At 62.5% G+C, this 22,918-nt stretch carries 22 protein-coding genes; 19 read left to right on the top strand and 3 right to left on the bottom strand.

The window, feature by feature from the left end; genetic code table 11:
* Window positions 1-173 precede the first annotated feature (173 nt).
* The 5 genes from GHK24_RS03795 to GHK24_RS03775 all read left to right on the top strand — a co-directional run bounded on the left by GHK24_RS03795 (window position 174) and on the right by GHK24_RS03775 (window position 6,282).
* Window positions 174-494 (top strand): hypothetical protein, encoded by a 321-nt coding sequence (locus GHK24_RS03795; RefSeq protein WP_153469284.1) that lies wholly within the window; start codon window positions 174-176, stop codon window positions 492-494.
* Window positions 495-554: 60 nt separating this feature from the next.
* A complete protein-coding gene (gene greB / locus GHK24_RS03790) occupies window positions 555-1,121 on the top strand; it encodes a transcription elongation factor GreB (protein ID WP_153469281.1) in 567 nt (188 codons plus the stop codon).
* Window positions 1,118-3,316 carry a diguanylate cyclase gene (locus GHK24_RS03785; protein ID WP_153469278.1) on the top strand — a complete coding sequence of 733 codons (2,199 nt, stop codon included), beginning with the start codon at window positions 1,118-1,120 and terminating at the stop codon, window positions 3,314-3,316. Before greB ends, GHK24_RS03785 begins: the two co-directional genes overlap by 4 nt.
* Before the next feature lie 197 nt (window positions 3,317-3,513).
* Window positions 3,514-5,442, top strand: a complete 1,929-nt coding sequence (gene htpG / locus GHK24_RS03780) for a molecular chaperone HtpG (RefSeq protein ID WP_153469275.1) — start codon at window positions 3,514-3,516, stop codon at window positions 5,440-5,442.
* A gap of 252 nt (window positions 5,443-5,694) precedes the next feature.
* Window positions 5,695-6,282 carry an arsenate reductase/protein-tyrosine-phosphatase family protein gene (locus tag GHK24_RS03775; RefSeq protein ID WP_153469272.1) on the top strand — a complete coding sequence of 196 codons (588 nt, stop codon included), beginning with the start codon at window positions 5,695-5,697 and terminating at the stop codon, window positions 6,280-6,282.
* A 68-nt stretch (window positions 6,283-6,350) separates the two neighbouring features.
* Here the strand turns inward: GHK24_RS03775 and GHK24_RS03770 are convergent, their stop codons facing one another.
* On the bottom strand, window positions 6,351-9,209 hold the full coding sequence (locus tag GHK24_RS03770) for an Rne/Rng family ribonuclease (protein WP_153469269.1): 2,859 nt from the start codon (window positions 9,207-9,209) through the stop codon (window positions 6,351-6,353).
* Between the two features lie 406 nt (window positions 9,210-9,615).
* Between GHK24_RS03770 and GHK24_RS03765 the strand changes: the two genes are divergently transcribed.
* The 3 genes from GHK24_RS03765 (at window position 9,616) to GHK24_RS03755 (ending at window position 12,476) form a co-directional block, all read left to right on the top strand.
* Window positions 9,616-10,590, top strand: a complete 975-nt coding sequence (locus tag GHK24_RS03765) for an RluA family pseudouridine synthase (RefSeq protein WP_153469266.1) — start codon at window positions 9,616-9,618, stop codon at window positions 10,588-10,590.
* The gene (locus GHK24_RS03760) at window positions 10,574-11,230 is read left to right on the top strand and encodes an HAD-IA family hydrolase (RefSeq protein ID WP_153469263.1); all 657 of its coding nucleotides are present in this window, start codon (window positions 10,574-10,576) and stop codon (window positions 11,228-11,230) included. The genes GHK24_RS03765 and GHK24_RS03760 overlap by 17 nt, the downstream gene beginning before the upstream one ends.
* 268 nt (window positions 11,231-11,498) lie before the next feature.
* Window positions 11,499-12,476 carry a S49 family peptidase gene (locus GHK24_RS03755; RefSeq protein WP_228384529.1) on the top strand — a complete coding sequence of 326 codons (978 nt, stop codon included), beginning with the start codon at window positions 11,499-11,501 and terminating at the stop codon, window positions 12,474-12,476.
* 84 nt (window positions 12,477-12,560) lie between these two features.
* Here GHK24_RS03755 and GHK24_RS03750 read toward each other — a convergent pair whose 3' ends face one another.
* The gene (locus GHK24_RS03750) at window positions 12,561-13,154 is read right to left on the bottom strand and encodes a Maf family protein (RefSeq protein WP_153469260.1); all 594 of its coding nucleotides are present in this window, start codon (window positions 13,152-13,154) and stop codon (window positions 12,561-12,563) included.
* Window positions 13,155-13,349: 195 nt separating this feature from the next.
* Here GHK24_RS03750 and GHK24_RS03745 point away from each other — a divergent pair, with 195 nt between their 5' ends.
* The 9 genes from GHK24_RS03745 (at window position 13,350) to GHK24_RS13870 (ending at window position 20,083) form a co-directional block, all read left to right on the top strand.
* On the top strand, window positions 13,350-13,844 hold the full coding sequence (locus GHK24_RS03745; protein ID WP_153469257.1) for a YceD family protein: 495 nt from the start codon (window positions 13,350-13,352) through the stop codon (window positions 13,842-13,844).
* A gap of 21 nt (window positions 13,845-13,865) precedes the next feature.
* A complete protein-coding gene (rpmF, locus tag GHK24_RS03740) occupies window positions 13,866-14,045 on the top strand; it encodes a 50S ribosomal protein L32 (protein ID WP_153469254.1) in 180 nt (59 codons plus the stop codon).
* 78 nt (window positions 14,046-14,123) lie between these two features.
* On the top strand, window positions 14,124-15,137 hold the full coding sequence (gene plsX, locus GHK24_RS03735; protein WP_153469251.1) for a phosphate acyltransferase PlsX: 1,014 nt from the start codon (window positions 14,124-14,126) through the stop codon (window positions 15,135-15,137).
* Window positions 15,134-16,096, top strand: coding sequence for a beta-ketoacyl-ACP synthase III (locus GHK24_RS03730; protein WP_153469248.1), 963 nt, complete (start codon window positions 15,134-15,136; stop codon window positions 16,094-16,096). Before plsX ends, GHK24_RS03730 begins: the two co-directional genes overlap by 4 nt.
* Window positions 16,097-16,185: 89 nt before the next feature.
* Window positions 16,186-17,139 carry an ACP S-malonyltransferase gene (fabD, locus tag GHK24_RS03725; protein ID WP_340666089.1) on the top strand — a complete coding sequence of 318 codons (954 nt, stop codon included), beginning with the start codon at window positions 16,186-16,188 and terminating at the stop codon, window positions 17,137-17,139.
* The gene (gene fabG, locus GHK24_RS03720; RefSeq protein ID WP_153469245.1) at window positions 17,132-17,869 is read left to right on the top strand and encodes a 3-oxoacyl-ACP reductase FabG; all 738 of its coding nucleotides are present in this window, start codon (window positions 17,132-17,134) and stop codon (window positions 17,867-17,869) included. Before fabD ends, fabG begins: the two co-directional genes overlap by 8 nt.
* Window positions 17,870-17,973: 104 nt before the next feature.
* Window positions 17,974-18,210: an acyl carrier protein gene (gene acpP, locus GHK24_RS03715; RefSeq protein ID WP_153469242.1), complete on the top strand. Its 237-nt coding sequence runs from the start codon at window positions 17,974-17,976 to the stop codon at window positions 18,208-18,210.
* Between the two features lie 150 nt (window positions 18,211-18,360).
* Entirely contained in the window at window positions 18,361-19,599 is a 1,239-nt protein-coding gene (gene fabF / locus GHK24_RS03710) for a beta-ketoacyl-ACP synthase II (RefSeq protein WP_340666088.1), read from the top strand.
* A complete protein-coding gene (locus GHK24_RS13870) occupies window positions 19,532-20,083 on the top strand; it encodes a protein YgfX (RefSeq protein WP_340642720.1) in 552 nt (183 codons plus the stop codon). Before fabF ends, GHK24_RS13870 begins: the two co-directional genes overlap by 68 nt.
* Here GHK24_RS13870 and nadB read toward each other — a convergent pair.
* Entirely contained in the window at window positions 20,055-21,638 is a 1,584-nt protein-coding gene (gene nadB / locus GHK24_RS03700) for an L-aspartate oxidase (protein WP_340666087.1), read from the bottom strand. The genes GHK24_RS13870 and nadB overlap by 29 nt on opposite strands.
* Before the next feature lie 203 nt (window positions 21,639-21,841).
* Here nadB and rpoE point away from each other — a divergent pair, with 203 nt between their 5' ends.
* Window positions 21,842-22,441, top strand: a complete 600-nt coding sequence (rpoE, locus tag GHK24_RS03695; protein WP_153469234.1) for an RNA polymerase sigma factor RpoE — start codon at window positions 21,842-21,844, stop codon at window positions 22,439-22,441.
* A gap of 10 nt (window positions 22,442-22,451) precedes the next feature.
* Window positions 22,452-22,886 (top strand): SoxR reducing system RseC family protein, encoded by a 435-nt coding sequence (locus GHK24_RS03690; protein WP_153469232.1) that lies wholly within the window; start codon window positions 22,452-22,454, stop codon window positions 22,884-22,886.
* The last annotated feature ends 32 nt before the right edge of the window (window positions 22,887-22,918 follow it).

Below are 22,918 nucleotides of genomic sequence, written 5' to 3'. Positions count from 1 at the left end.
AGCGTGGTGAGCGAGGCGCTGCGTGCTGGGTCTGTCACCCACGGCGGATGTGCGCGCTGCCGCGATGGATGCCAACGCCGCGTTTTGCCTGCGCTGGCACTGGCTCGGCGACGGGCAATTCCGCATAGAATAGCTGTCATACCAACAAAGCAGTGACCACCCAGGAGGAGACAATGCACTATCAAGTAACCGTGGCCTTTGGCGAGAACCGTGACTATGTCTTCAGGTTTGCCGAGAGCGAATTGAACGACGGGTCGCCGGAGGAGGCGCGGCGCTGGTTCGACCGCGAATTCGCCGACCTGGAATGCGAGCCCAGCAATCCGGTGGGTAAGGTGCTGATCATCGACAAGATTCTCAATGTTGCCCGTTACGGCGGCGAACAGCATTTCATCGAGGCCGACGCGTGGGCGCTGCGCTTTGCACGCAGCGCGGCGCTGGTTCTGGCGCGCGAGCATGTGCGCGTCGATGTCGCGGCGTTCAATATCGGTTACTGATCTCCGCAACTTCTGCCGCGAGGGCATTGTCCTCGTGAGCGTTATCTACGTGGTAAAGCAATGAGCAAGGCATTCACCCGCGAGAGCGACGAAGACGAGGATGAGGACGGCGCCCCGGCCGCTGCGCCGCCCCTGCCTGCGGGCACCCGTAATTACATTACGCCGCAGGGGCATGCCCGGCTGAAGGCGGAGGTTGAGCACCTGCTGCGTCGGGAACGGCCGCAGATGGTCGAAGTGGTCGCTTGGGCGGCATCCAATGGCGACCGCTCCGAAAACGGCGATTACCTCTACGGCAAAAAACGCTTGCGCGAGATTGATCGCCGCATCCGTTTTCTGACCAAGCGTCTCGATCTGGCCGAGGTGGTCGATCCGGCGCTGCGTCAGGGCTGCGATCAAGTGTTTTTTGGCGCGACGGTGACACTGACCGATGAGGAAGGGGAGGATCAGACCTTTCGCATCGTTGGCGTCGACGAGACGGATCTGGCGCGAGGCTGGATCAGTTGGGTATCGCCACTGGCGCGCGCTCTTTTGCGCGCGCGGGTGGGCGACCTGGTCCGCTTTCAGAGTCCGGCGGGCTGGCGGGAGGTTGAGGTCTCAGCACTTTGCTATGAGGACAACCCGGCATGAAAGGGGATTATTTGGTAGCCGAGGTGATGCAGCGCGAGCTTCTCGAGTGCGCGCCGCACACGCCGGTGGCGACGGCGGCCGCGCGCATGCGCGCGGCGGGGTGTGGCTCGATTCTGATCGTCGAGAACGACCTTCCCTGCGGTATCTGGACGGCCAGCGACGCCTTGAGCGGCACGTTCAATTCGGTCGCCGACCTGCAACAACCGGTGCGTGCGCTGATGAGCGCGCCGGTCCGGCAGATTTCGCCGGAAGCAACGCTCGGCGAGGCGGCGCAACGCTTTCAGCGCGAGGGTATCCGTCATCTTCTGGTGGTCGATGAGAACGGTCAGCGCTGCGGCATGGTCACGCAGACCGATGTCGTCCGCCATCAGGCGGCGGCATCGTGTCTGACCGCGCGCGATGTCGCTTCGGTAGCGCGGCGGCGACCGGTGATCGTGACGGCCGACCGGCCGCTGGCCGAGGTGCGCGCCGAACTGCGTCAGCAGGGGATCGACGCACTGGTGGTCTGTGACGACGAGCGAATGGGCATCATCACCGGTAGCGACATCGTCGGCGCCTTGGCCGACGCGCAGCTTGATATCGCGGCAGGCGCGATTGCGCATTTTCCCTTGCTGACGATCCGGCAGGACGAGCCCTTGTTCGCGGCACGGCGTATTTTTGCGCGGCAGGGTATCCGCCATCTGGGCGTCACGGACGCGCATGGCAGTCTGGTTTCCCTGCTCGCGTTTTCCGACATTCTCGACGTGATCGAGAGCGACTACGTTCGCGATTTGCTCGCCGAGATCGAATGGCAGGCGCAGCAGGTCAAGGAAGGGCAGCGCCAGCTCGTCCATCAGACCGGCCTGACGGAAGCGATCCTCAACGCTTTGCCAATCGGCGTGCAGGTGCGTAACGCCATCGGCGAGTATCTGATCGTCAATGAGCAGGCCGCCGAATTTCTCGGTCGCCCGGCCGCTGATCTATTGGGGCAGCGCGATGAGGCGTCTGCGCCTGCCACTGATGGAGGCGAATGGCCGGACGACGCAGCCCGTCTGGCGTCCGAGCACCACCCCTTCGTGCGCGAGCAGGTGTTGCCCGACGGACGCATTCTGCTGGCGCATCAGCATCAGGTCGAGGTGGACGGCGCCGCTCTGCTGATCGACGCGGCGATGGACGTCACCGACTGGAAGCGCGCGGATGCCTTGATGGTCAGCGAGCACCGCATTCTCGAGCTGATCGCCGTCGGGGAGCCGCTGTCCGTGATCCTCTCCGAGATTTGCCAGCAAACCGAGCGGCACATGCCGGGCGCTTCGTGCGCGATCGAGTTGCTCGACGGTGACGGCGTGACGTTTCGCGACGCGGTCGCGCCGAGCCTCTCCGACGAATTCCGCAGTCAGCGCATTGGTCTGGCCGTCGGGCCGACGGCCGAAGCGGCTGGTGCCGCCGTTTATCTCGGCCACCCGGTTCGTGTCGACGACATTGCCAGCAGTCCGCTCTGGGCTGGTCGGCACGCCTGCGCGGCGCAGAACGGGATGCAGGCTTGCTGGTCGACGCCCCTGTTTTCTGCCGGAAGGCGCGCCTTGGGAGCGTTCTCGCTCTATTTTCACGCGCCACGTCCGGAGTTGCCCCATGAGCAGACCGTGGTGACGCATGCGGCACGGTTGGCGACGGTGGCGATCGAGCATTACCGTCATCTATCGGAACTGCGCCGTCTGGCGACCACCGATCCGCTGACCAATCTCAACACCCGCGCGCATTTTCTGGCGCAGGCCGAAGCCGAGTTGGCGCGAACCGTGCGCTTCGAGCGGGCGCTGGCGGTGCTGATGATCGATCTCGACCATTTCAAGCGCGTCAACGACAGCAACGGGCATGCGGTGGGTGATGAGGCCCTGCGGCTCTTTGCCCGTGTCTTCGCCGATGAGACGCGTTCCGTCGATCTTCTGGGGCGAATCGGTGGCGAGGAGTTTGCCGCCGTGCTGCCGGAAACCGGTGAGGAGGGCGCCCAGGAGGCGGCTGAGCGCATCCGGCGCGCCGTCGAGGCGGTCCGTTGCGTCGGCGCCGGGCATGCGCCCATCGCGTTTACTGTCAGCATCGGAATCGCCATTCATCACGCCGGTGACAGCATCGATACGCTCCTCGCGCGCGCCGACCGGGCGCTGTATCGGGCCAAGGACGCCGGCCGCAATCGTTGCGCGTTGGCATCGGTCGACGATTAGCCGCGCGTCTGCCTGACGCGATGCGCGTCGACGAGGCCATCTTGAAATCGGCTGCAGTATCCCCATCTGCCGCTCGTTCGCGAAAGCTGTGTCTCGTTGGTCAGGCCGACGGTGCGCTACGCACACCGTCGGCCTGACCGCCGCCTTTCGCGCCGACATCTCATTCCATCGAACATCTGCACAAGGGAGCTATTTGCATGAGTGCTACTAAGGAAACGCTGGGTTTCCAGACCGAGGTCAAGCAGCTGCTGCAGCTGATGATCCATTCGCTTTACAGCAACAAGGAAATCTTCCTGCGCGAACTCGTTTCCAACGCTTCCGATGCCTGCGACAAGCTGCGTTTCGAGGCGCTTAACAACGCCGATCTTTACGGCGACGACGGCGAGCTGAAAATCCGCATTCGTGCCGACAAGGAAGCACGCACGCTGACTATCTCCGACAACGGTATCGGCCTGTCGCGCGAAGACGCGATTGAGCACCTCGGTACCATCGCCAAGTCGGGCACGCGTGAGTTCTTCTCGGCACTGACCGGCGATCAGGCCAAGGATGCGCACCTGATTGGCCAGTTTGGTGTCGGTTTCTACTCGTCCTTCATCGTTGCCGACCGCGTGACGGTCGTCTCGCGTCGCGCCGGTCTGGCCTCCAATGAGGCGGTGAAGTGGGAGTCGGCCGGCGAGGGCGATTTCAGCGTCGAGGCGACGGAGAAGGCGACGCGCGGCACGGACGTGATCCTGCATCTGCGCGAAGGCGACGACGAGTTCCTTTCTGGCTGGAAACTGCGTCAGGTGATCCGCAAGTACTCTGATCACATCACGCTGCCGATCCTGATGAATAAGGAAGAATGGGATCAGGAGAAGGGCGAGCAAGTCGTTCGCGACGAAGAAGAGACCGTCAATCAGGCGTCGGCGCTCTGGGCTCGTCCGAAATCGGAGATTACCGACGAGCAGTACAAGGAGTTCTACAAGCACGTCTCGCACGACTTCCAGGAGCCGTTGGCCTACGTGCATGCGCGCGTCGAGGGCAAGCAGGAATACACCCAGCTTCTGTACGTTCCGGCGCACGCGCCCTTTGATCTCTGGGATCGCAATGCGCGTCACGGCGTCAAACTCTATGTGAAGCGCGTCTTTATCATGGACGACGCCGAGCAGCTGATGCCGCTCTACCTGCGCTTCGTGCGCGGCATTGTCGACTCGGCCAATCTGCCGCTCAACGTCTCGCGCGAAATCCTGCAGGAAAGCAAGGATATCGAGGCGATTCGCGGCGGTTGCGTGAAGAAGGTGCTGGGCCTGCTCGAAGGTCTGGCCGACAGCGATGACGTCGCCGAAAAGGAAAAGTACGCCACCTTCTGGAAGGAATTCGGCCGCGTGCTCAAGGAAGGCGTCGGCGAAGACTTTGCCAACAAGGAGCGCATCGCCAAGCTGCTGCGCTTTGCCTCGACCAATGCCGATACCGCTGACGAGACGGTTTCGCTCGCCGACTACGTGTCGCGCATGAAGGAAGGCCAGGAGAAGATCTACTACGTCACCGCCGAAACCTTTACTGCCGCCAAGAACAGTCCGCACCTCGAGATCTTCCGCAAGAAGGGCATCGAAGTGTTGCTGCTCTCCGACCGCGTCGACGAGTGGGTCACTGGCAGCCTGACCGAGTTCGACGGCAAGCCGCTGCAATCGGTCGCCAAGGGCGGCGTCGATCTGGGCGCGCTGGAAGACGAAGCCGAGAAGGAAGAAGTCGCCAAGGCCGCCGACGAGTACAAGGAACTGGTCGACAAGATTAAGACCGCGCTCGGTGACAAGGTCAAGGACGTGCGCGTCACCCTGCGCCTGACCGATTCGCCGTCGTGCCTGGTCTCCGACGAACACGATGTCGGCGGCAACCTGTCGCGCATCCTCAAGGCGGCCGGCCAGAAGGCGCCGGATTTCAAGCCGATCCTCGAAATCAATCCGCATCACCCGGCGGTGCAGCGTCTGAAGTACGAAGGCGGTGACGAAGGCGGTCGCTTTGGCGATTGGGCCAACCTCCTCTTCGAACAAGCGACGCTCGCCGAAGGCGGCACGCTTGACGATCCGGCGGGTTTTGTCCGTCGTATCAACGATCTGATGCTGGCTCTCTCGGCCGGGGCACGTTAAGGCGGCGCTTGGCACCGCGCGCGTGCGCCATGGCGCGCGCGGAGATCGATTCGCCCGGCAAAAAGGCCGCATCAGCGATGCGGCCTTTTTCATGCGCGGAGCATTGCGCGTTGAGCGTCTTCCGAGTTGTCGGTTATAGTCAGGCTCGGCTGTTCACAATTTGCATCCTCTTTGCGCGTGGCAACGCCCTCCCGCACGCGTTCGGACAACCTGCGGCGGGGATTTTCTCCGGCCCATCACTGAATCGCTTCGATGATCAAAGTCCTCTTCGTTTGCATGGGCAACATCTGCCGCTCGCCGACGGCGGAGGGCGTCTTTCGCGAAGTATTGCGCCGTCACGGCCTCGATGCCGAGGTCGAAGTCGACTCGGCGGGCACCCACGGTTATCACGTCGGTGAAGCGCCGGATTTGCGTACGCAGCGCGCCGCCGCCAGTCGCGGCTACGACCTGACGGACATGCGCGCGCGCAAGGTGGCGCCGCAGGACATGGAGTACTTCGACCTCATTCTGGCCATGGATCGCAGCAATCTGGAGTGCTTGCGCCGTCTCTGTGCGCCTGCGCAGCACGAGCGTCTTGGCTTGTTGATGGACTACGCCAAAGGTTTTGAGGACGACGAGGTGCCCGATCCTTTTTACGGCCTCGGCTACGGCTTCGATCTGGTGATCGACATGGTCGAGGACGCGTCCGCCGGCTTGCTGGCGGTTCTGCAAGAACGCCTCGCAGCCGTGCAGCACGTCGCTGCTGGCGAGTCGGCAGAAAATCCGGTCAATCCGGTTCGTTCTGTCGGTTCGGCGCAGGTGTCGGGCGAAGGGGACCCCGCGGACCGATCCGCCGATTAGCCGTTTCGACAGGTCAACGACAACGGGGCGCTTGATAGCGCCCCGTTGTCGTTGGTGCCTCGCGCGGCTTACTTGCGCGTTTCAACCATTTGCAGCGGCTCATCGACCGGCGGCGGTGCGCTCGGACGGCGGCGACGCGGCCGCGGCGCTTCTACCGGTGCCGCAGGCTCCTGCGGCGCAGCGATTGCCTTGCTGGTTTCCACCAGCACCAGTCCGCTGCTGGCGAGAACCTCGTCGAGATCGACCGGCGCAGGCGTTGCGACAACCGGCGCGACGGCGACGGAGGTGGCTTGCGGCGCCGCCTCTGCGACAGGAGCCGCGACCGGCACGGCGGCGACCGGCTGCTCGGTGGCTGCTTGAACAGTCTCAGTCGCTGCGGCCTCACGCGGAGCCTCCTGCTGCGCCGGGGCGGCTTCGACGGGCGGCGTGGCGACGACGACGGTTTCAACCGGTGCCGGGGCGAGCTCAAGCGCGACGTGCTCGGGGGCTACGATCGGCTTGGCAGCTGCCGGAGCGATAGCCGTCGGTACCTGAGCATTGCTGACGACGGCTGGGGCTTCCTGTGGAGCGCTCGTCGGCTCGACGTGCGCCACGGGAGCAGCAGCACGCGGAGCTTCAGTCGGTGCGGCACTGGCGGACGTTTCGCTGGCAAGCGCCGGCGCTACCGGCTGAGCGGCCTCACTGATCTGCGGCGACGTGCGGCCCTGATCAACGGCTTCTGCACGGTCGGCGGTTTGCTCGAGCCGCTCGCCACGGTCACGACGACCGCCGCGACGGCCACGGCGACGTCCCGTGGATGTCTCTTCGCTCGGAACTTCGGTGGCGGCGACCATAGTGGCCGGCGTGACCGCTTCTTCCACGGCAACCGCTTCCTTGCGCGGCTGCTCCGGACGAGTCTCGCCGCGTTGCGGACGGCGGTTGTCACGGCCTTCCTTGTTGTCGCGTCCGTCCTTGCTGGCTTCGCGCGGCTTGCGGTTTTCGTCGCGGGCATGCGCCGGGCGCTCTTCGCGCTTGTCACGTGAATTTTCGCCACGACCGTCGCGTCCTTCGCGGGCAGGACGTTCGCGCTCTTCGTCGCGACCGTGACCGCGTCCGCGACGACCATCATTACGTCCTTCGCGTTGTGCAGGCGTTGCCGACGTCGCAGCCGGCGCCGGGGTGGCTGCTGGCGCGGACGGCGTTTCGGCGGGCTTGGGTGCAGCCGGGATCAGCCAGGAGAAGAGGCGGCTGAAGACGCCACCGTCACGCGGGGCAACCGGTGCCGCTTCACGCACCGCAGCGCCTTCGCGCGTTTTTTCGACGGCGAGCGGTGCGGGTTGGGCCGGGCGGATGTTCTTGATCGCGGCTTCCTGGCGGGGCGGACGCGGCTCACCGCCGAGGGAGCCGGGGCGACGCGTTTCCTCCGGTGGCGCATCCACCAGCTTGTAGGACGGCAGTTGCAGGTCTTCCTGATTCAACTCGTCATGACGCAGACGGACGATGCTGTGCTGCGGCGTTTCGAGGTTGATATTGGGGATCAGCAGGACATTGACCTTCTGGCGCAACTCGATGGCCTGAATGTCGGCGCGCTTCTCGTTGAGCAGGAAGGTGGCGACGTCGACCGGCACTTGTGTATGCACGGCGGCGGTGTTGTCCTTCATCGCCTCTTCTTCGAGGATGCGCAGGATGTGCAGGGCGGCCGATTCGGCGCTGCGGATGTGGCCGGTGCCGGAGCAGCGCGGGCAGGGGATGTAGCTCGTTTCGGCGAGGGCCGGACGCAGCCGCTGACGCGACAGTTCCATCAAGCCGAAGCGGCTGATCTTGCCGGTTTGCACGCGGGCACGGTCGCAACGCAGAGCATCACGCAGGCGGTTTTCCACCTCGCGCTGGTTGCGCTGGTTTTCCATGTCGATGAAATCGATGACGATCAGCCCGCCGAGGTCGCGCAGGCGGAGCTGGCGGGCGAGTTCTTCGGCAGCTTCGAGGTTGGTCTTGAACGCCGTTTCTTCGATATCGGCACCGCGCGTGGCGCGGCCGGAGTTCACGTCAATGGCGACGAGCGCTTCGGTGTGGTCGATGACGATGGCGCCGCCAGAGGGCAGGTTGACCTGACGCGAGTACGCCGATTCGATCTGGTGTTCGATCTGGAAACGCGAAAAGAGCGGCACGTCGTCGCGGTAGCGCTTGACCCGATTGACGTTGCCGGGCATGACATGCGACATGAACTGCTGCGCCTGCTCGAATACCTCGTCGGTGTCGATCAGGATTTCGCCGATGTCAGGCTGGAAGTAGTCGCGGATCGCCCGGATCACGAGGCTGCCTTCCTGATAGATCAGGAAGGCGCCCTGCTGTTGATTGGCGGCGCCTTCGATGGCTTTCCACAGTTGCGACAGGTAGTTGAGGTCCCACTGCAATTCTTCGGCGCTGCGGCCGATGGCGGCCGTGCGCGCAATCAGGCTCATGCCTTGTTGCGTTTGCAGTTGGTCGAGGATGTCGCGCAATTCGGCGCGCTCGTCGCCTTCGACGCGACGCGAAACACCACCGCCACGCGGATTGTTCGGCATCAGCACGAGGTAGCGGCCGGCAAGGCTGACGAAGGTGGTCAGCGCAGCGCCCTTGTTGCCACGCTCATCCTTGTCGACCTGAACGATGAGTTCCTGGCCTTCGCGCAGAGCTTCGCGGATGGTGGCCTTGCTGCCCTCAACGCCCGGCTGGAAAAAAGCACGGGAGACTTCCTTGAAGGGCAGGAAGCCATGGCGCTCGGCGCCATAGTCTACGAACGCTGCTTCGAGGCTGGGCTCGATGCGGGTGATGACGCCTTTATAAATATTGCTTTTTCGTTGTTCTTTTGCGGCCGATTCAATATCGAGATCAATAATTTTCTGACCATCGACAATGGCAACACGGAGTTCTTCGGCCTGTGTTGCATTGAAAAGCATGCGTTTCATCAGCTTGGCTCCCGCGCGCTAAAACGGGGGGAGCGCCTTGTGCAGGCAGCGACGGATTAGTTGTAGTCAGGACGCTTCATGGGCTTTCCGGTTTGGCAACTAAAGAAATGTCTCGCTGGTCCGGTCTGTTTTCGCGCCTTGAATTTCAAGGCCGGGAAATCTGCTTGGGGCGGTCCGCACGTGCTGGGCGCGCGCAAATGAAGTAGTATCGCTACTTTTGGTGAGCGTACTTAACCAGGTGATTTGCGCGGAACATGATCTTGCGCAGATTGGCGCAAGCGGGACGACTGAGGCCTGCCGGAAAATAGGCGTCGCAGTCAATCTTCATGACTGCAGCCGTTCGACGGTCTCACGGGTCAGCGCCCCTTTCCATCCGAGACGCAAATCCACGCCAGTATATAAAAATATGGCCGAAGTTGGCAAAATTTCCGTAACAAAGACAATCGTCAGCGAAGAAGACCACGGGCAGCGCCTCGACAACTATCTGTTGCGGGTATGCAAAGGGGTTCCGCGCAGCCGAATCTATCACTGTGTACGCAGCGGCGAGGTGCGCGTCAATAGCGGCCGCGTCGAGGCGTCTTATCGTCTCAAGACTGGTGATCTGCTGCGCATTCCGCCGCTGCGTGTGGCGCAGCGCGATGCCGAGATCGTCGATGGCGCTGCCATCAAGGCCGATTTGCCGATCCTCTTCGAGGACGACGCGTTCCTGGCAGTCGATAAGCCGGCCGGCATTGCCGTGCACGGCGGGAGTGGCGTCAGCTTTGGTGTCATCGAGGCGCTGCGCAAGCAGCGTCCGGAGGCACGCTTTCTCGAGCTCGCGCATCGCCTCGACCGCGAAACTTCCGGGATTTTGCTGGTTGGCAAGAAGCGTTCGGCGTTGAATGCTCTGCATGATCAATTCCGGGGTGGCGGCGGAGTCGATAAGCGCTATTGGGTCCTGGTCAGCGGGCGCTGGATGGATCCCTTGCGCAATGTGCGTTTGCCGCTGCTGAAGTACGAGTTGCCGTCAGGTGAGCGGCGGGTGCGTGTCGCTGACGACGGGAAAGCCTCGCACACCGTCTTCCGTCTGCTCGGCCGGTGGCGGCGTTTCAGCCTCCTTGAGGCGGAGTTGAAGACCGGGCGCACCCATCAGATTCGCGTGCATCTCTCGCACCTGGGCTTTCCTATCGTTGGCGACGAAAAGTACGGTGATTTCACGCTCAACCGTGAGTTGCAGCGGGAGGGGCTCAAGCGCATGTTCCTGCACGCCAAGCAGATCCGCTTGCCTCACCCCCTGACTGGCGAACCGGTTTTTCTGGAGTCCTCGCTGCCGGCGGCGCTAGTGGCTTTCTTGCACTACCTTTCGCAACATGACGCGCAGGATTATGGCCAAGCGTTTTGATCTGATCGTGTTTGATTGGGACGGCACCTTGCTCGATTCTGCGGGGGCCATTGTCGAAGCCATTCAGGCGGCGTGTCGCGATCTCGATGTGTCGGAACCGCCGGAGGCGCGGGCACGACACGTCATCGGCCTGGGACTGCATGACGCGCTGCGCTACGCCGCTCCTGATCTGCCGGAAGGGCGTTACCCGCAGATGGTGGAGCGTTATCGCCACCACTACCTCGCCGGAGACCACGCGCTGAAACTCTTTGCAGGGGCGGCCGAGTTGGTGAATGAGTTGGCGCAACAGGATTTTCTGCTCGCTGTGGCGACGGGCAAAAGTCGGCAAGGCCTCGACCGAGCCTTGCGTGCTAGCGCGCTTGCCCATCGCTTCGTGGCGACGCGCTGTGCGGACGAGTGCCATTCAAAGCCGCACCCGCAGATGCTCGAAGAGTTGATGGACGAACTGGCTGTTTCGCCCGAAAGGACCTTGATGGTCGGCGACACGACGCACGACATGCAGATGGCGAAGAATGCCGGTGTTGCGGGTCTTGCCGTCGCCTACGGCGCACATCCGGCCGAGACTCTCGACGCGCTGGCGCCGCTTGCGCGCGTCGATTCGGTTGCTGAGTTGACGACTTGGCTGCGAGCGAACGCCTGACGGGGGGGCTTGCGCGGTGCTTTTGTTCGGTCGCGAGCGCTTTTGTCGCAGTTCGGGGCGTTTGAGTGATTCGTGAAGTCGATGCGTGTTCTCGTCTGATTGTGCGATGGGGCGGCTCACGAAGCGCCGGCGGCCAAAGAGACCTTCATTCCACGCTATACTCGACGCCTGAATTTTTTGTTTGAAGGCACTCGCTTTGTCGGTTTGTGGTCGACGCTGAGAGTGCTGTATTCCGGTTGCCGTCCCGGTGCATGACGGCCTTCCTTATTTGATCGAGAACGAGTCTATTTTGGAAACCCCGCAAAACGAGCCGCAGTGGGAACGCCAGTTGCTGGAAAAAATCGCTTTTTCCACGCTGCAAGAGCAAAGGGTGAAGCGCCGCTGGGGGATTTTCTTTAAATCCGCTGTCTTGGTGTATTTGATCGCCGTATTGGCCTTGGTCGTTGACTGGGGGGACTCCGATAAGCTCGCGGAGGGGCGGCACACGGCGGTGATCTATCTGCACGGCGTCATTGAACCGGGAGGTGAGGCGAGCGCCGAGAAGATTACCGGCGCCTTGCAGGCGGCCTTCGAGGACAAGGGTACGGCAGGTGTCGTTCTGCGCATCAACAGCCCTGGCGGCAGCCCTGTTCAGTCCGGCATCATCAATGACGAAATCCGCCGTCTGCGCGCCCTCCATCCGGAAGTTCCGCTCTATGCGGTGGTCGAGGATATGTGTGCTTCCGGTGGCTACTATGTGGCAGTGGCGGCGGATCGCATCTACGTCAATCGTGCGAGCATCGTTGGTTCGATTGGCGTTTTGATGGACGGCTTTGGCTTTACTGGCACGATGGAGAAGCTCGGTGTTGAGCGCCGCCTGCTCACGGCGGGCGAAAACAAGGGTTTTCTTGATCCGTTTTCGCCGCAGGACGAGAAGCAGAAGACGCACGCCAAACTGCTGCTCGCTGAAATCCACAAGCAGTTCATCGAGGTGGTTCGCCAAGGCCGCGGCAAGCGCCTAAAAGAAACTCCGGATATGTTCTCAGGCTTGATGTGGACGGGCAGCCAGAGTATTCAGCTGGGCTTGGCCGACGACTACGGCACGGTGGATTCCGTGGCGCGCGACATTTTCAAAGCGGAAAAGCTGCTCGATTACACCGTCAAGGACAACATCGCCGAGCGCTTTGCCAAGCGTTTGGGGGCCGACATGGCGCGCAATCTGAGCTTCGGTCTGTTGGGCGAGGGCGATGTGACGCGCTTGCGTTAGAGCGTGTGCGGCGTTCGCGAAACGGGAGGATGCGTCCTCCCGTTTTTGTTGCGGGGGGTGTTTTGCTCTTTTCGGAACACTCCCTTAGACGACTGCGACGCCTTCGTTGGAGAGTAGAGTGCACAGCGCGATCAGTGGCAGGCCAATGAGCGCGTTGGGGTCGCTGCCATCGATGCGCTCAATCAGGGCGATGCCCTGCCCTTCGGACTTCGCGCTTCCGGCGCAGTTATAGGGGCGCTCGCGGCGGAGGTAGTTCTCGATTACGTCGTCGCTGAGTTGCCGAAATGTGACGGCGGTTGGGACGCCGACGGTTTGCGCGTGCCCCGTGGCGCTGTTGACAAGACAAAGCGCGGTATAAAAATCGACGGTTTTCCCGCTCATTTTTTTGAGTTGCCGGACGGCGTTTTCGTGCGTGCCGGGTTTGCCGAATAGCTCGTCTCCCAGATAGGCGACCTGGTCGCTGCCGATAATCAGTGCGTTGGGGAATTGTGCGGAGACGGCGCGTGCCTTTGCTTCGGCAAGGCGCAGGGCGAGAGCTTGCGGGGTTTCATTCGCGCGTGCGCTTTCGTCGGTCGCCGGGTTTGCGGTGGTGAAGGGTAGTCCGAGACGTTCCAGGAGTTCGCGGCGGAACGGGGAGGTTGAGGCGAGGACGAGTTGCGCTGGTGTTGAATTGCTCATGGTCGATGACTGGAGTGTTGCGCTGGTCGGAAGAAAGAGTAGGGCGCTCAATGCGGTTTGTGCCAGGCGCCAAGGCTAGGAAAAAGGGCAGGAATGCGTGCGAAATGGCGAGAGGCCGGCCCTGCCGAAGAATGTGTGGGCCAGTGTCGTATTCGACTGGACTTCGGGGGGCGAAAATAATATCATGCGCCCCCTATGCCGCAACGGATCGTGATTGACAGCCTGTCGTTTGTCCGGGATGAGGGTTCGCTGCAAGGCGAGTTGCCTGTCTCTGGGCTGGCTCGTCTGCATGACTGGTTGTCGGCAACCGACGGCGCAGTGCGCTATCGGGTTGATGCGGCAAGAGGCCCGCAAGGCGAGCCGCAGTTGCGCATTGAGATTGATGCGCTGCTGCAAGTGCGTTGCCAACGCTGTCTTGAGTCGATGCGCTATCCGTTGGAGTTGCGCAATCTGCTCGAGTTGGTGAGCCGCGAAGTGGATTTATCGCAGGAAGAAGTCGAAGACGACTCGAAGGATTTGCTTCCCGCACAAAGAGAACTTGACGTCGTGGCGCTGATTGAGGACGAGATCATTCTTGCTCTGCCGTTGGCGCCGCGGCATGAAAGCTGTACTCCGCCCGCTCTTGGGCAGGGTGCAAATAGTGTTTCACCCTTTGCCGCGCTGACCGCCCTCAAGGGCCGGTCAAGCTGATTTTGAAGACAGGAGCGATTCATGGCTGTTCAGCAAAACAAGAAGTCCCCTTCCAAGCGTGGTATGCACCGCGCCCACGATTTTCTGACCAACCCGCCGCTGGCGGTTGAGCCGACGACGGGCGAGGCGCACCTGCGCCACCACGTCAGCCCGTCCGGTTTCTATCGCGGCCAGAAGGTCGCCAAGGCCAAGGGCGAGTAATTCGCCCAGACGAGGGCAGACGAGCCATCCGCAGGGTGGCTTCTCTGCCCTTTGTTTTGCGCCGAATTTGATGATTTGATGACTATTACCGTCGCCATCGACTGCATGGGCGGGGATCACGGTCCGGCAGTCACGGTGCCGGCCGCGTTGGCGTTTGTCCGCGACACGCCCGATGCCTCCGTCGTTCTCGTGGGACAGGAAGATGTGTTGCGCAAGTATGTGGGCGCCGCCGATCTTCCGCGTGTCACCTTGCGCCACGCCAGCCAGATTATCGGCATGGATGAGTCGCCTTCGCTTGCTTTGCGCAACAAGAAGGATTCCTCCATGCGCGTGGCCATTGATCTGGTGCGCCACGGCGAGGCGGACGCCTGTGTGTCGGCCGGTAATACCGGCGCGCTCATGGCTATTTCACGCTTCGTGCTGAAAATGTTGCCAGGGATCGATCGTCCCGCGATTTGTGCTTCCTTGCCGACGCAAAGCGGTCATACGCACGTCCTCGATCTTGGGGCGAACGTCGATTGCTCGCCCGAGCATCTGCTGCAGTTCGGCATCATGGGCGCTTCGCTGGTCGGCGCGATCGAGCACAATGATCGTCCCACGGTCGGCATCCTCAATATCGGCGAGGAAGAGATCAAGGGTAACGATGTTGTCAAACGCGCGGCCGATCTGCTGCGGGATTCCGGGCTCAACTTCATCGGCAACGTCGAAGGCGATGGCTTGTATAAAGGCGAAGCCGAGGTCGTCGTCTGTGATGGCTTCGTCGGCAATGTGGCGCTGAAGACCTCCGAGGGCTTGGCGCAGATGCTCGCGTTCTTCCTGCGGCAGGAGTTCGGGCGCAACATGCTGACGCGGTTGATCGCCGTGCTGGCTTTGCCGGTCCTCAAGCGCTTCAAGAATCGCCTCGACCATCGCCGTTACAACGGCGCCTGTCTGCTCGGACTCAAGGGTATCGTCGTCAAGAGCCATGGTTCGGCGGACGCGTTTTCCTACGGCTTCGCCATCGCGCGGGCAGCGGACGCCGTGCGCACCGGCGTTTTGGCGCGTATCGCCGAGCGCGTGGCGCAAGGCCAGACTCAACCGGAGCCTGCTTGATGTTCGCGAGAATTGCCGGAGTTGGCAGCTATTTGCCCGGCGCGCCGGTCAGCAATGACGATCTGGTGGCGCGCGGGATTGATACCAGCGACGAGTGGATTAGCACACGCACAGGCATCCGCTTCCGTCATCTTGCCGATGCTGCCACTACGACCAGCGATCTCGCCGTCGAGGCCAGCCAGCGCGCCTTGCAGTCGGCTGGTGTCAGTGCCGCCGATATCGATCTCATCATCGTGGCGACGTCGACCCCTGACTATGTCTTTCCGAGCGTTGCCTGCATGTTGCAGGGGCGTCTGGGGAACAGCGGCGCGACGGCCTTCGATGTACAAGCAGTGTGCAGTGGCTTTGTTTATGCGCTGACGATTGCCGAGAAATTTATTCGTGCCGGTGGGCATCGTCGCGCGCTGGTCGTCGGCGCCGAGGTGTTTTCGCGCATTCTCGACTGGCAGGACCGTTCCACCTGTGTGCTGTTCGGCGACGGCGCCGGCGCGGTCGTGCTGGAAGCTGCCGATGCGCCAGGCATTCTCGCTTCTTCCTTGCATGCCGATGGCGCGTACCGCGACATCCTGTGTGTTCCCGGCAACGTGCGGGATGGACAGGTGACGGGTGACCCGTTCTTGCGCATGGATGGGCAGGCGGTTTTCCGCTTTGCCGTCAAGGCCTTGTCCGAAGCTGCGCAGGAGTGCTGTGAGAGCGCTGGCGTTACGCCGACGCAGGTGGATTGGCTGATTCCGCATCAGGCCAACATCCGCATCATCGAGGCGACCGCCCGCAAACTGGGGCTCGACATGAGCAAGGTCATCGTCACGGTCGACAGCCACGGCAATACCTCGGCCGCCTCTGTGCCCTTGGCGCTGGATGCCGCGGTTCGCGACGGTCGCGTGCAGCGCGGTCAGAAAGTCCTGCTCGAAGGTGTGGGCGGAGGCTTTACCTGGGGCGCGGTACTCTTCGAGTTCTAGGCAGTCATCGACCGCAGCGGCGCTGGTTCGGCTGACGGCTGGCCAGTGTGCGACTCAGCTTTGGTTTAACGTTCAACGGAGGATTCGCAGTGGCATTTGCGTTCGTATTTCCCGGGCAAGGTTCGCAGTCGGTCGGCATGATGGCCGCCTATGGCGATGCCGCGATCGTGCGCTCGACCTTTGACGAAGCATCGGCGGCTCTGGGCGAAGATCTCTGGCAGTTGGTGGCGGATGGCCCCGCCGAGGCGCTGGCCCTGACGGTGAATACGCAGCCGGTCATGCTGGCGGCAGGTATCGCCGTCTATCGCTTGTGGCGCGAAAAAGGTGGTGCGTTGCCGGCGGTCGTCGCCGGACATAGTCTGGGCGAGTACGCGGCGCTGGTCGCGGCGGGCGTGATCTCCTTTGCCGACGCGGTGCCGCTGGTTCGTCTGCGCGCAGCCGCGATGCAGGAGGCGGTGCCGGCAGGAACGGGCGCGATGGCCGCCATTCTGGGGTTGGACGACGCAGGGATTCGTGCGGCGTGCGTGCAGGCGTCTGCCGATTCCGGCGAGGGCGAAGTCGTCGAGGCGGTCAATTTCAACGCGCCCGGACAAACCGTGATTGCCGGCAGCAAGCGCGCCGTCGAGCGCGCCTGCGAGCTGTGCAAGGCGGCCGGCGCCAAGCGTGCCGTGCTGTTGCCGGTCTCCGCGCCATTCCACTCCTCGCTCATGCGGCCGGCGGCAGAACGTCTGGCGCAAGGCTTGGCGGCGGTCAATTTCGCCGTGCCGCAGATTCCGGTCGTGAATAACGTCGCTGCCCGCATCGAGACGGATCCGGAGGTCATCAAAGCCTCCCTGGTCCGTCAGGCGTGTTCGCCCGTTCTCTGGGTCGATAGCGTGCGGGCGATTGCTGCGCAGGGTGTGACTTCGGTAATCGAATGCGGGCCGGGCAAAGTACTCGCCGGTTTGACGAAGCGCTGTGCCGAAGGCGTTACCGGCATTGCGCTGGCAGATCTCACTACCCTCGAAGCAGCCCTTTCTTCCGTGGAGTCGGCTCATGCTTGATGGACAAATCGCCCTCGTTACCGGCGCATCGCGCGGTATTGGTCAAGCCATTGCGCTCGAACTCGCCCGCCTGGGGGCTACCGTCATCGGGACGGCAACGAGTGAAGAGGGTGCGGCGCGTATCGGCGCCTATCTCGCCGAGGCGGGGTTCAAGGGCGAAGGCGGCGTGCTCGAAGTGCGTGACGCCGCCCAGGTCGAACAGCTGCTGGCGCATATCGAAAAGACGCACGGCGCGGTCGGTATTCTGGTGAACAATGCCGGCATCACCCGCGACAACCTTGCTTTGCGCATGAAGGACGATGAGTGGGATGCGGTCATCGAGACCAATCTCAAGGCGGTGTTCCGGCTGTCGAAAGCCGTCATGCGCGGCATGATGAAGGCGCGCGGCGGACGCATCATCAATGTGACGTCGGTGGTCGGTCATGCCGGTAATCCGGGGCAGGCGAACTATTGCGCTGCCAAAGCTGGCGTTGGCGGAATGAGCCGCGCTCTGGCGCGCGAGCTGGGTAGCCGCAACATTACGGTCAATTGCGTAGCGCCGGGCTTCATCGCCACGGACATGACCCATGTGCTGGACGAGAAGGTTAAAGAAGCGATGCTGGCCAACGTTCCGCTGGGGCGTCTGGGTTCGCCGCAGGACGTTGCCGCTGCGGTTGCCTTCCTCGCATCGCCCGGTGCGGCGTACATCACCGGGACGACGCTGCATGTCAACGGCGGCATGTTGATGTAGTAAGGAGTTCTTGGAGGGCCGGCGTTGAAGTTTGGTATGCGTCGGTCGATTTGGTAGAATGCGCCGGTTTGTTTGAAACCGGCAATCAGGGAAGGAGCCCTAAAATGGAAAACATTGAACAGCGTGTCAGGAAGATCGTTGCTGAACAACTCGGCGTGAACGAAGCGGATATCAAGAACGAGTCCTCGTTCGTTGACGATCTGGGTGCCGACTCGCTGGACACCGTCGAACTGGTGATGGCCCTCGAAGAAGAATTCGAGTGCGAGATCCCCGACGAAGAAGCAGAAAAGATCACGACGGTTCAACAAGCAATCGATTACGTCGTCAATCACAAGAAGTAATTGCAGTGGCGACGCTTTGGTCGCCCTGTCGCCGGACTGGCACGCGAGTGTGGCGGTCCGGTTCTCTTTTTCCGGCACGTATTGCCGGCAGTCTTTTGAAATCCGGTAGTAGTCGTATCCGGTCGTTTCGTTATTTTCCGGGAGCAAAAAGTGGCGCGCCGCAGAGTTGTCATTACCGGCCTAGGGATCGTATCTCCGGTCGGCAACACGGTTGATCAGGCCTGGCAAAACATCCTTGCCGGACGCTCCGGTATCGATCGGATCACGCGCTTCGATACGTCGACGTTCCCGGTGAAGATCGCTGGTGAAGTCAAGGACTTCGACGTCACCCAGTACATTGCCCCGAAAGACGCGCGGCGCATGGATACCTTCATCCATTACGGCATCGCCGCCGGGATGGAGGCTATTCGTGACGCGGGTTTGACGGCCAATCCTGATGATGCTGAACGCATCGGCGTCTCGGTTGGTTCCGGTATCGGCGGCCTGCCGCTGATCGAAACGACGCACGACGACTATCTGGCGGGGGGCGTGCGCAAGGTGTCGCCGTTCTTCGTTCCTGGCTCCCTCATCAACATGATCTCCGGCAATCTGTCGATCATGTATGGCTACAAGGGACCGAACATCTCGCTGGTAACGGCCTGTTCCACCGGCACGCACAGCATTGGTGAGGCCGCGCGCATCATCGCCTACGGCGACGCCGATGTGATGATCGCCGGCGGTGCCGAATCGACCGTTTCGCCTCTCGGTATGGGGGGGTTCTGCGCGGCGCGTGCCCTGTCGACGCGTAACGATGATCCGGCCACGGCAAGTCGTCCGTGGGATCGTGATCGTGATGGTTTCGTCCTCGGCGAAGGCGCTGGCGTTGTCGTGCTGGAAGAGTTCGAACGTGCCCGTGCACGCGGCGCCCGCATTTATGGCGAGCTCGTCGGTTACGGCCGCAGCGCCGATGCCAATCACATCACCGCGCCGTGTGCGGATGGTGAAGGTGCCTCGCGTTGCATGGAGGCAGCCTTGCGCGACGCGGGCCTGAATCCACACGATGTGCAGTACCTTAACGCGCACGGGACTTCGACGCCGCTGGGCGACCAGGCGGAGACCGTCGCCGTGAAGCGCGCTTTCGGCGATCATGCGGCGAAGCTCGTGGTGAACTCGACGAAGTCGATGACCGGTCACCTGCTCGGCGCTGCCGGCGGTATCGAAGCGGTGTTCTCGGCGCTGGCGGTCTACCATCAGGTCTCGCCGCCAACGATCAACATCTTCAATCAGGACGAAAACTGCGACCTCGACTACTGCGCCAACGAGGCGCGGCCGATGGCCATTGATGTGGCCATGTCGAATTCGTTCGGCTTCGGCGGCACCAACGGCACGCTTGTCATCCGGCGCGTCTGATTCGGCGGCGGGCAGCGGATCGGCGACCGTCGTGTCGTCGGTCCGGCTGATTGAGCTTCGCCCATCGCGCGCACTACCGCTCTTTCTTGCAGGGCTGCACTTCGGTGCAGCCCTTTGCGTTTGGGTTCCCGCCTGGCCGGCGTGGGTTGCTGCTGTTTGCGATCTGCTGTTGCTGCTCTCGTTTTGGCGGAGTGCGCGTCCGGCGCCGGTGAGCGCGTTACGCTGCGGCGTGCGGGGTGGGTTCGCGGTGCGCGATGCTGCGGGCCAATGGGAGGAGTGCTGCGTCTTGCCGGAGACGGCGCTGCTGCCGTGGTGCGTCGTGCTGCGCCTGCGTGTGGAAGCCGCCGAGGCGGGGAGGCGAGATCGTCGCCTCAGCCTGACGCTTCCTGCCGATTGCTTTCATGGGCGCGAGCCATTCCGCGCCCTGCGCGTCTGGTTGCGTTGGCGCGCTGATACTAGCGGCGCGTCGGGCGTCCGCGTCTGAGAATGGTGCGCTTGGGCGTGGCGAGGAGGTCGGGGTAGTCGCGGCTGAAATGCAGGCCGCGACTTTCGCGTCGTTTGAGCGCACAGCGCACGATCAGGTCGGCGGTAACGACAAGGTTTCGCAGTTCGATGAGATCGTGCGTGATGTGGAAGTTCGAATAGAACTCCTCGATTTCGCGCATGAGCAGACGAATCCGGTGTTGTGCGCGTTGCAGTCGCTTGGTCGTGCGCACGATGCCCACGTAGTCCCACATGAAGCGCCGCAGTTCATCCCAGTTGTGCGAGATGACGACCTCTTCGTCGAGGTCGGCGACGCGACTGGCATCCCAGGCCGGCAGGGTCGGCAGGGCCGGAGGGGTATGAGCCTGAATGTGCTTGACCGCCGCCTCGGAAAAAACAAGACATTCGAGCAGCGAATTGCTGGCCAGTCGGTTGGCGCCGTGCAGCCCCGTGTACGAGGCTTCGCCGGCGGCATAGAGACCGGGCAGGTCGGTGCGCGCGTCGAGGTCCGTGACGATGCCGCCGCAGGTGTAGTGGGCCGCCGGAACGACCGGGATCGGCTGGCGGGTGATGTCGATGCCCAGCTCCAGGCAGCGGGCGAGGATGTTGGGGAAGTGTTCGGAGAGGAAGTCCGCCGGCTTGTGCGAGATATCGAGATAGACGCAGTCGAGGCCGCGTTTTTTCATCTCGAAGTCGATGGCGCGGGCGACGACGTCGCGTGGCGCGAGTTCGGCGCGTTCGTCGTGTGCCGGCATGAAGCGTGTGCCGTCGGGCAGGCGCAGGATGCCGCCTTCGCCGCGTACCGCTTCGGAAATCAGGAATGACTTGGCTTGCGGGTGATACAGGCAGGTCGGGTGAAACTGGATGAATTCCATGTTGGCGACACGACAGCCGGCCCGCCAGGCCATGGCGATGCCGTCGCCGGTCGAGGTATCCGGGTTGGTCGTGTAGAGGTAGACCTTGCCGGCGCCGCCTGTGGCGATGAGCGTGTTCGGCGCGCCAATCGTCAGCACCTCGCCACTCTGCGTGTTCAGCACATACGCGCCTAGGCAGCGGTCATCAGGCTGGCCCAGCTTGGCTGCCGTGATCAGGTCGATCGCGATGTGGTTTTCAAGAATCGTGATGTTGGGATGGCGTCGCACCTTGGGCGTCAGGGTTTCCTGAACGGCAAGGCCAGTAGCGTCGGCGACGTGGATGACGCGGCGCGCGCTGTGACCGCCTTCGCGAGTCAGGTGGTAGCCCTTTTCGTCACGCGAGAAGGGCACGCCTTGCTCGATCAGCCAGTCGATGGCGCGGCGGCCATTTTCGACGACAAAACGGGTGGCGGCAGCATCGTTGAGATCGGCGCCGGCCGTGAAGGTGTCACGGATATGGGCCTCGATCGAGTCGCGGCTGTCGAGAACAGCGGCGATGCCACCCTGCGCCCAGCTGGAGGCGCTGTCTTCCAGAGCGCGTTTGCTGATGACGACAACGCGGTGGGTATCTGCGAGCCGCAATGCGGCCGATTGACCGGCAAGACCGCTGCCGATAATCAGAACGTCGAAGTGAAGCGTCACGGGACTGGCTTCCAACGAAAAGCGGCAAATATACCACGCTCCTTGCAGGAAGCTGTCGAATCCCTTGTGGCACGGGCCTCCGGCGGCGTTGAGATATGTTGCAAGATGTATGTGGAATCCATATTTTTTTCGCACCACTTCCGTTGCTTGGCTTGCGCTATACTCCACGCCGTATTGGGCTATCCAATGGGGATTCATCCAGCATGAGCGAACGCGAAACAGACCAGAAACTGGTCGAGCGCGCACAGAGCGGCGAGAAGTACGCTTTCGATATTCTCGTCGCAAAATACCAGCGCAAGCTGGGAAGGCTACTTTCTCGTTTTATCCGGGACCCCGCCGAGGTTGAAGATGTTGCCCAAGAGGCCTTCATCAAAGCCTATCGCGCGCTACCGTCCTTTCGCGGTGACAGTGCTTTTTACACGTGGCTGTACCGAATCGGCGTCAATACCGCCAAAAACTACCTCGTTGCACAGGGTCGCCGCGCCCCGACTTCGACCGAATTCGATGCCGACGAGGCGGAGAATTTCGAGGATGGCGATCAGTTGCGCGACATCAACACGCCGGAGAGTCTGCTGCAGTCGAAGCAGGTCGGCGAGACTGTCAATGCCGCGATGGACGCGCTTCCCGAAGAGTTGCGCACGGCAATCGTCCTGCGCGAAATCGAAGGCTTGAGTTACGAGGAAATCGCCGAGACCATGAATTGTCCGATCGGCACGGTGCGGTCGCGCATTTTCCGTGCGCGTGAAGCGGTGGCCGCGCGCCTGCGTCCCCTCTTGGCGACGGCGCCGGATCGGCGCTGGTAGGAGGAGCACGATGGTTGACGCTTCAGGTACCGTGACGGCGCTGGATGGCGATTTTGCGTTGGTGCAGATGGATGAAGGTGGGTGCGGTCGTTGCCATGAGCCCGGTGGCTGTGGCGGTGGGCCGAATATCGGCCGGATGTTTTGTAGCGCCCCGCGTAATTTCCGTGCTTTGAATCCACAGCGGCTCAGCGTCGGCGCACGTGTCCGCGTGACCATCGCCGATGGCGCGGTCAGGCGCAGCGCGCTTGTCGCCTACGCCATTCCCTTGCTGCTCTTTCTTGCCGGCGCGATAGGCGGCGCCTTCCTTGCCGGCGAATTGGCGAGCTTCGCCGGTGCCGCTTTCGGGCTATTGGCTGGCTGGCTGCTGCTGCGGCGTAATCAGCGGCGCGGCGTGCTGGATGCTGGTATGCAGCCCGTGATCGAGCCACTGAGCGCAGGGCGTTAGCGATCCACTCGCGGCACCCCGCGCGCGGTTCC

Source organism: Rhodocyclus gracilis (assembly GCF_009617575.1).
Lineage (GTDB): Bacteria > Pseudomonadota > Gammaproteobacteria > Burkholderiales > Rhodocyclaceae > Rhodocyclus > Rhodocyclus gracilis.
The sequence above is the reverse complement of the archived record's forward strand: the minus strand, read 5'-3'. Positions and strand labels throughout refer to the sequence as shown.

Bases quoted from the DNA above. Each gene is read 5' to 3' on its own strand.
- GHK24_RS03795 (WP_153469284.1), top strand. From the start codon at position 174: ATGCACTATCAAGTAACCGTGGCCTTTGGCGAGAACCGTGACTATGTC.
- greB (WP_153469281.1), top strand. From the start codon at position 555: ATGAGCAAGGCATTCACCCGCGAGAGCGACGAAGACGAGGATGAGGAC.
- GHK24_RS03785 (WP_153469278.1), top strand. From the start codon at position 1,118: ATGAAAGGGGATTATTTGGTAGCCGAGGTGATGCAGCGCGAGCTTCTC.
- htpG (WP_153469275.1), top strand. From the start codon at position 3,514: ATGAGTGCTACTAAGGAAACGCTGGGTTTCCAGACCGAGGTCAAGCAG.
- GHK24_RS03775 (WP_153469272.1), top strand. From the start codon at position 5,695: ATGATCAAAGTCCTCTTCGTTTGCATGGGCAACATCTGCCGCTCGCCG.
- GHK24_RS03770 (WP_153469269.1), bottom strand. From the start codon at position 9,209: ATGAAACGCATGCTTTTCAATGCAACACAGGCCGAAGAACTCCGTGTT.
- GHK24_RS03765 (WP_153469266.1), top strand. From the start codon at position 9,616: ATGGCCGAAGTTGGCAAAATTTCCGTAACAAAGACAATCGTCAGCGAA.
- GHK24_RS03760 (WP_153469263.1), top strand. From the start codon at position 10,574: ATGGCCAAGCGTTTTGATCTGATCGTGTTTGATTGGGACGGCACCTTG.
- GHK24_RS03750 (WP_153469260.1), bottom strand. From the start codon at position 13,154: ATGAGCAATTCAACACCAGCGCAACTCGTCCTCGCCTCAACCTCCCCG.
- GHK24_RS03745 (WP_153469257.1), top strand. From the start codon at position 13,350: ATGCCGCAACGGATCGTGATTGACAGCCTGTCGTTTGTCCGGGATGAG.
- rpmF (WP_153469254.1), top strand. From the start codon at position 13,866: ATGGCTGTTCAGCAAAACAAGAAGTCCCCTTCCAAGCGTGGTATGCAC.
- plsX (WP_153469251.1), top strand. From the start codon at position 14,124: ATGACTATTACCGTCGCCATCGACTGCATGGGCGGGGATCACGGTCCG.
- fabG (WP_153469245.1), top strand. From the start codon at position 17,132: ATGCTTGATGGACAAATCGCCCTCGTTACCGGCGCATCGCGCGGTATT.
- acpP (WP_153469242.1), top strand. From the start codon at position 17,974: ATGGAAAACATTGAACAGCGTGTCAGGAAGATCGTTGCTGAACAACTC.
- GHK24_RS13870 (WP_340642720.1), top strand. From the start codon at position 19,532: ATGTGGCCATGTCGAATTCGTTCGGCTTCGGCGGCACCAACGGCACGC.
- rpoE (WP_153469234.1), top strand. From the start codon at position 21,842: ATGAGCGAACGCGAAACAGACCAGAAACTGGTCGAGCGCGCACAGAGC.
- GHK24_RS03690 (WP_153469232.1), top strand. From the start codon at position 22,452: ATGGTTGACGCTTCAGGTACCGTGACGGCGCTGGATGGCGATTTTGCG.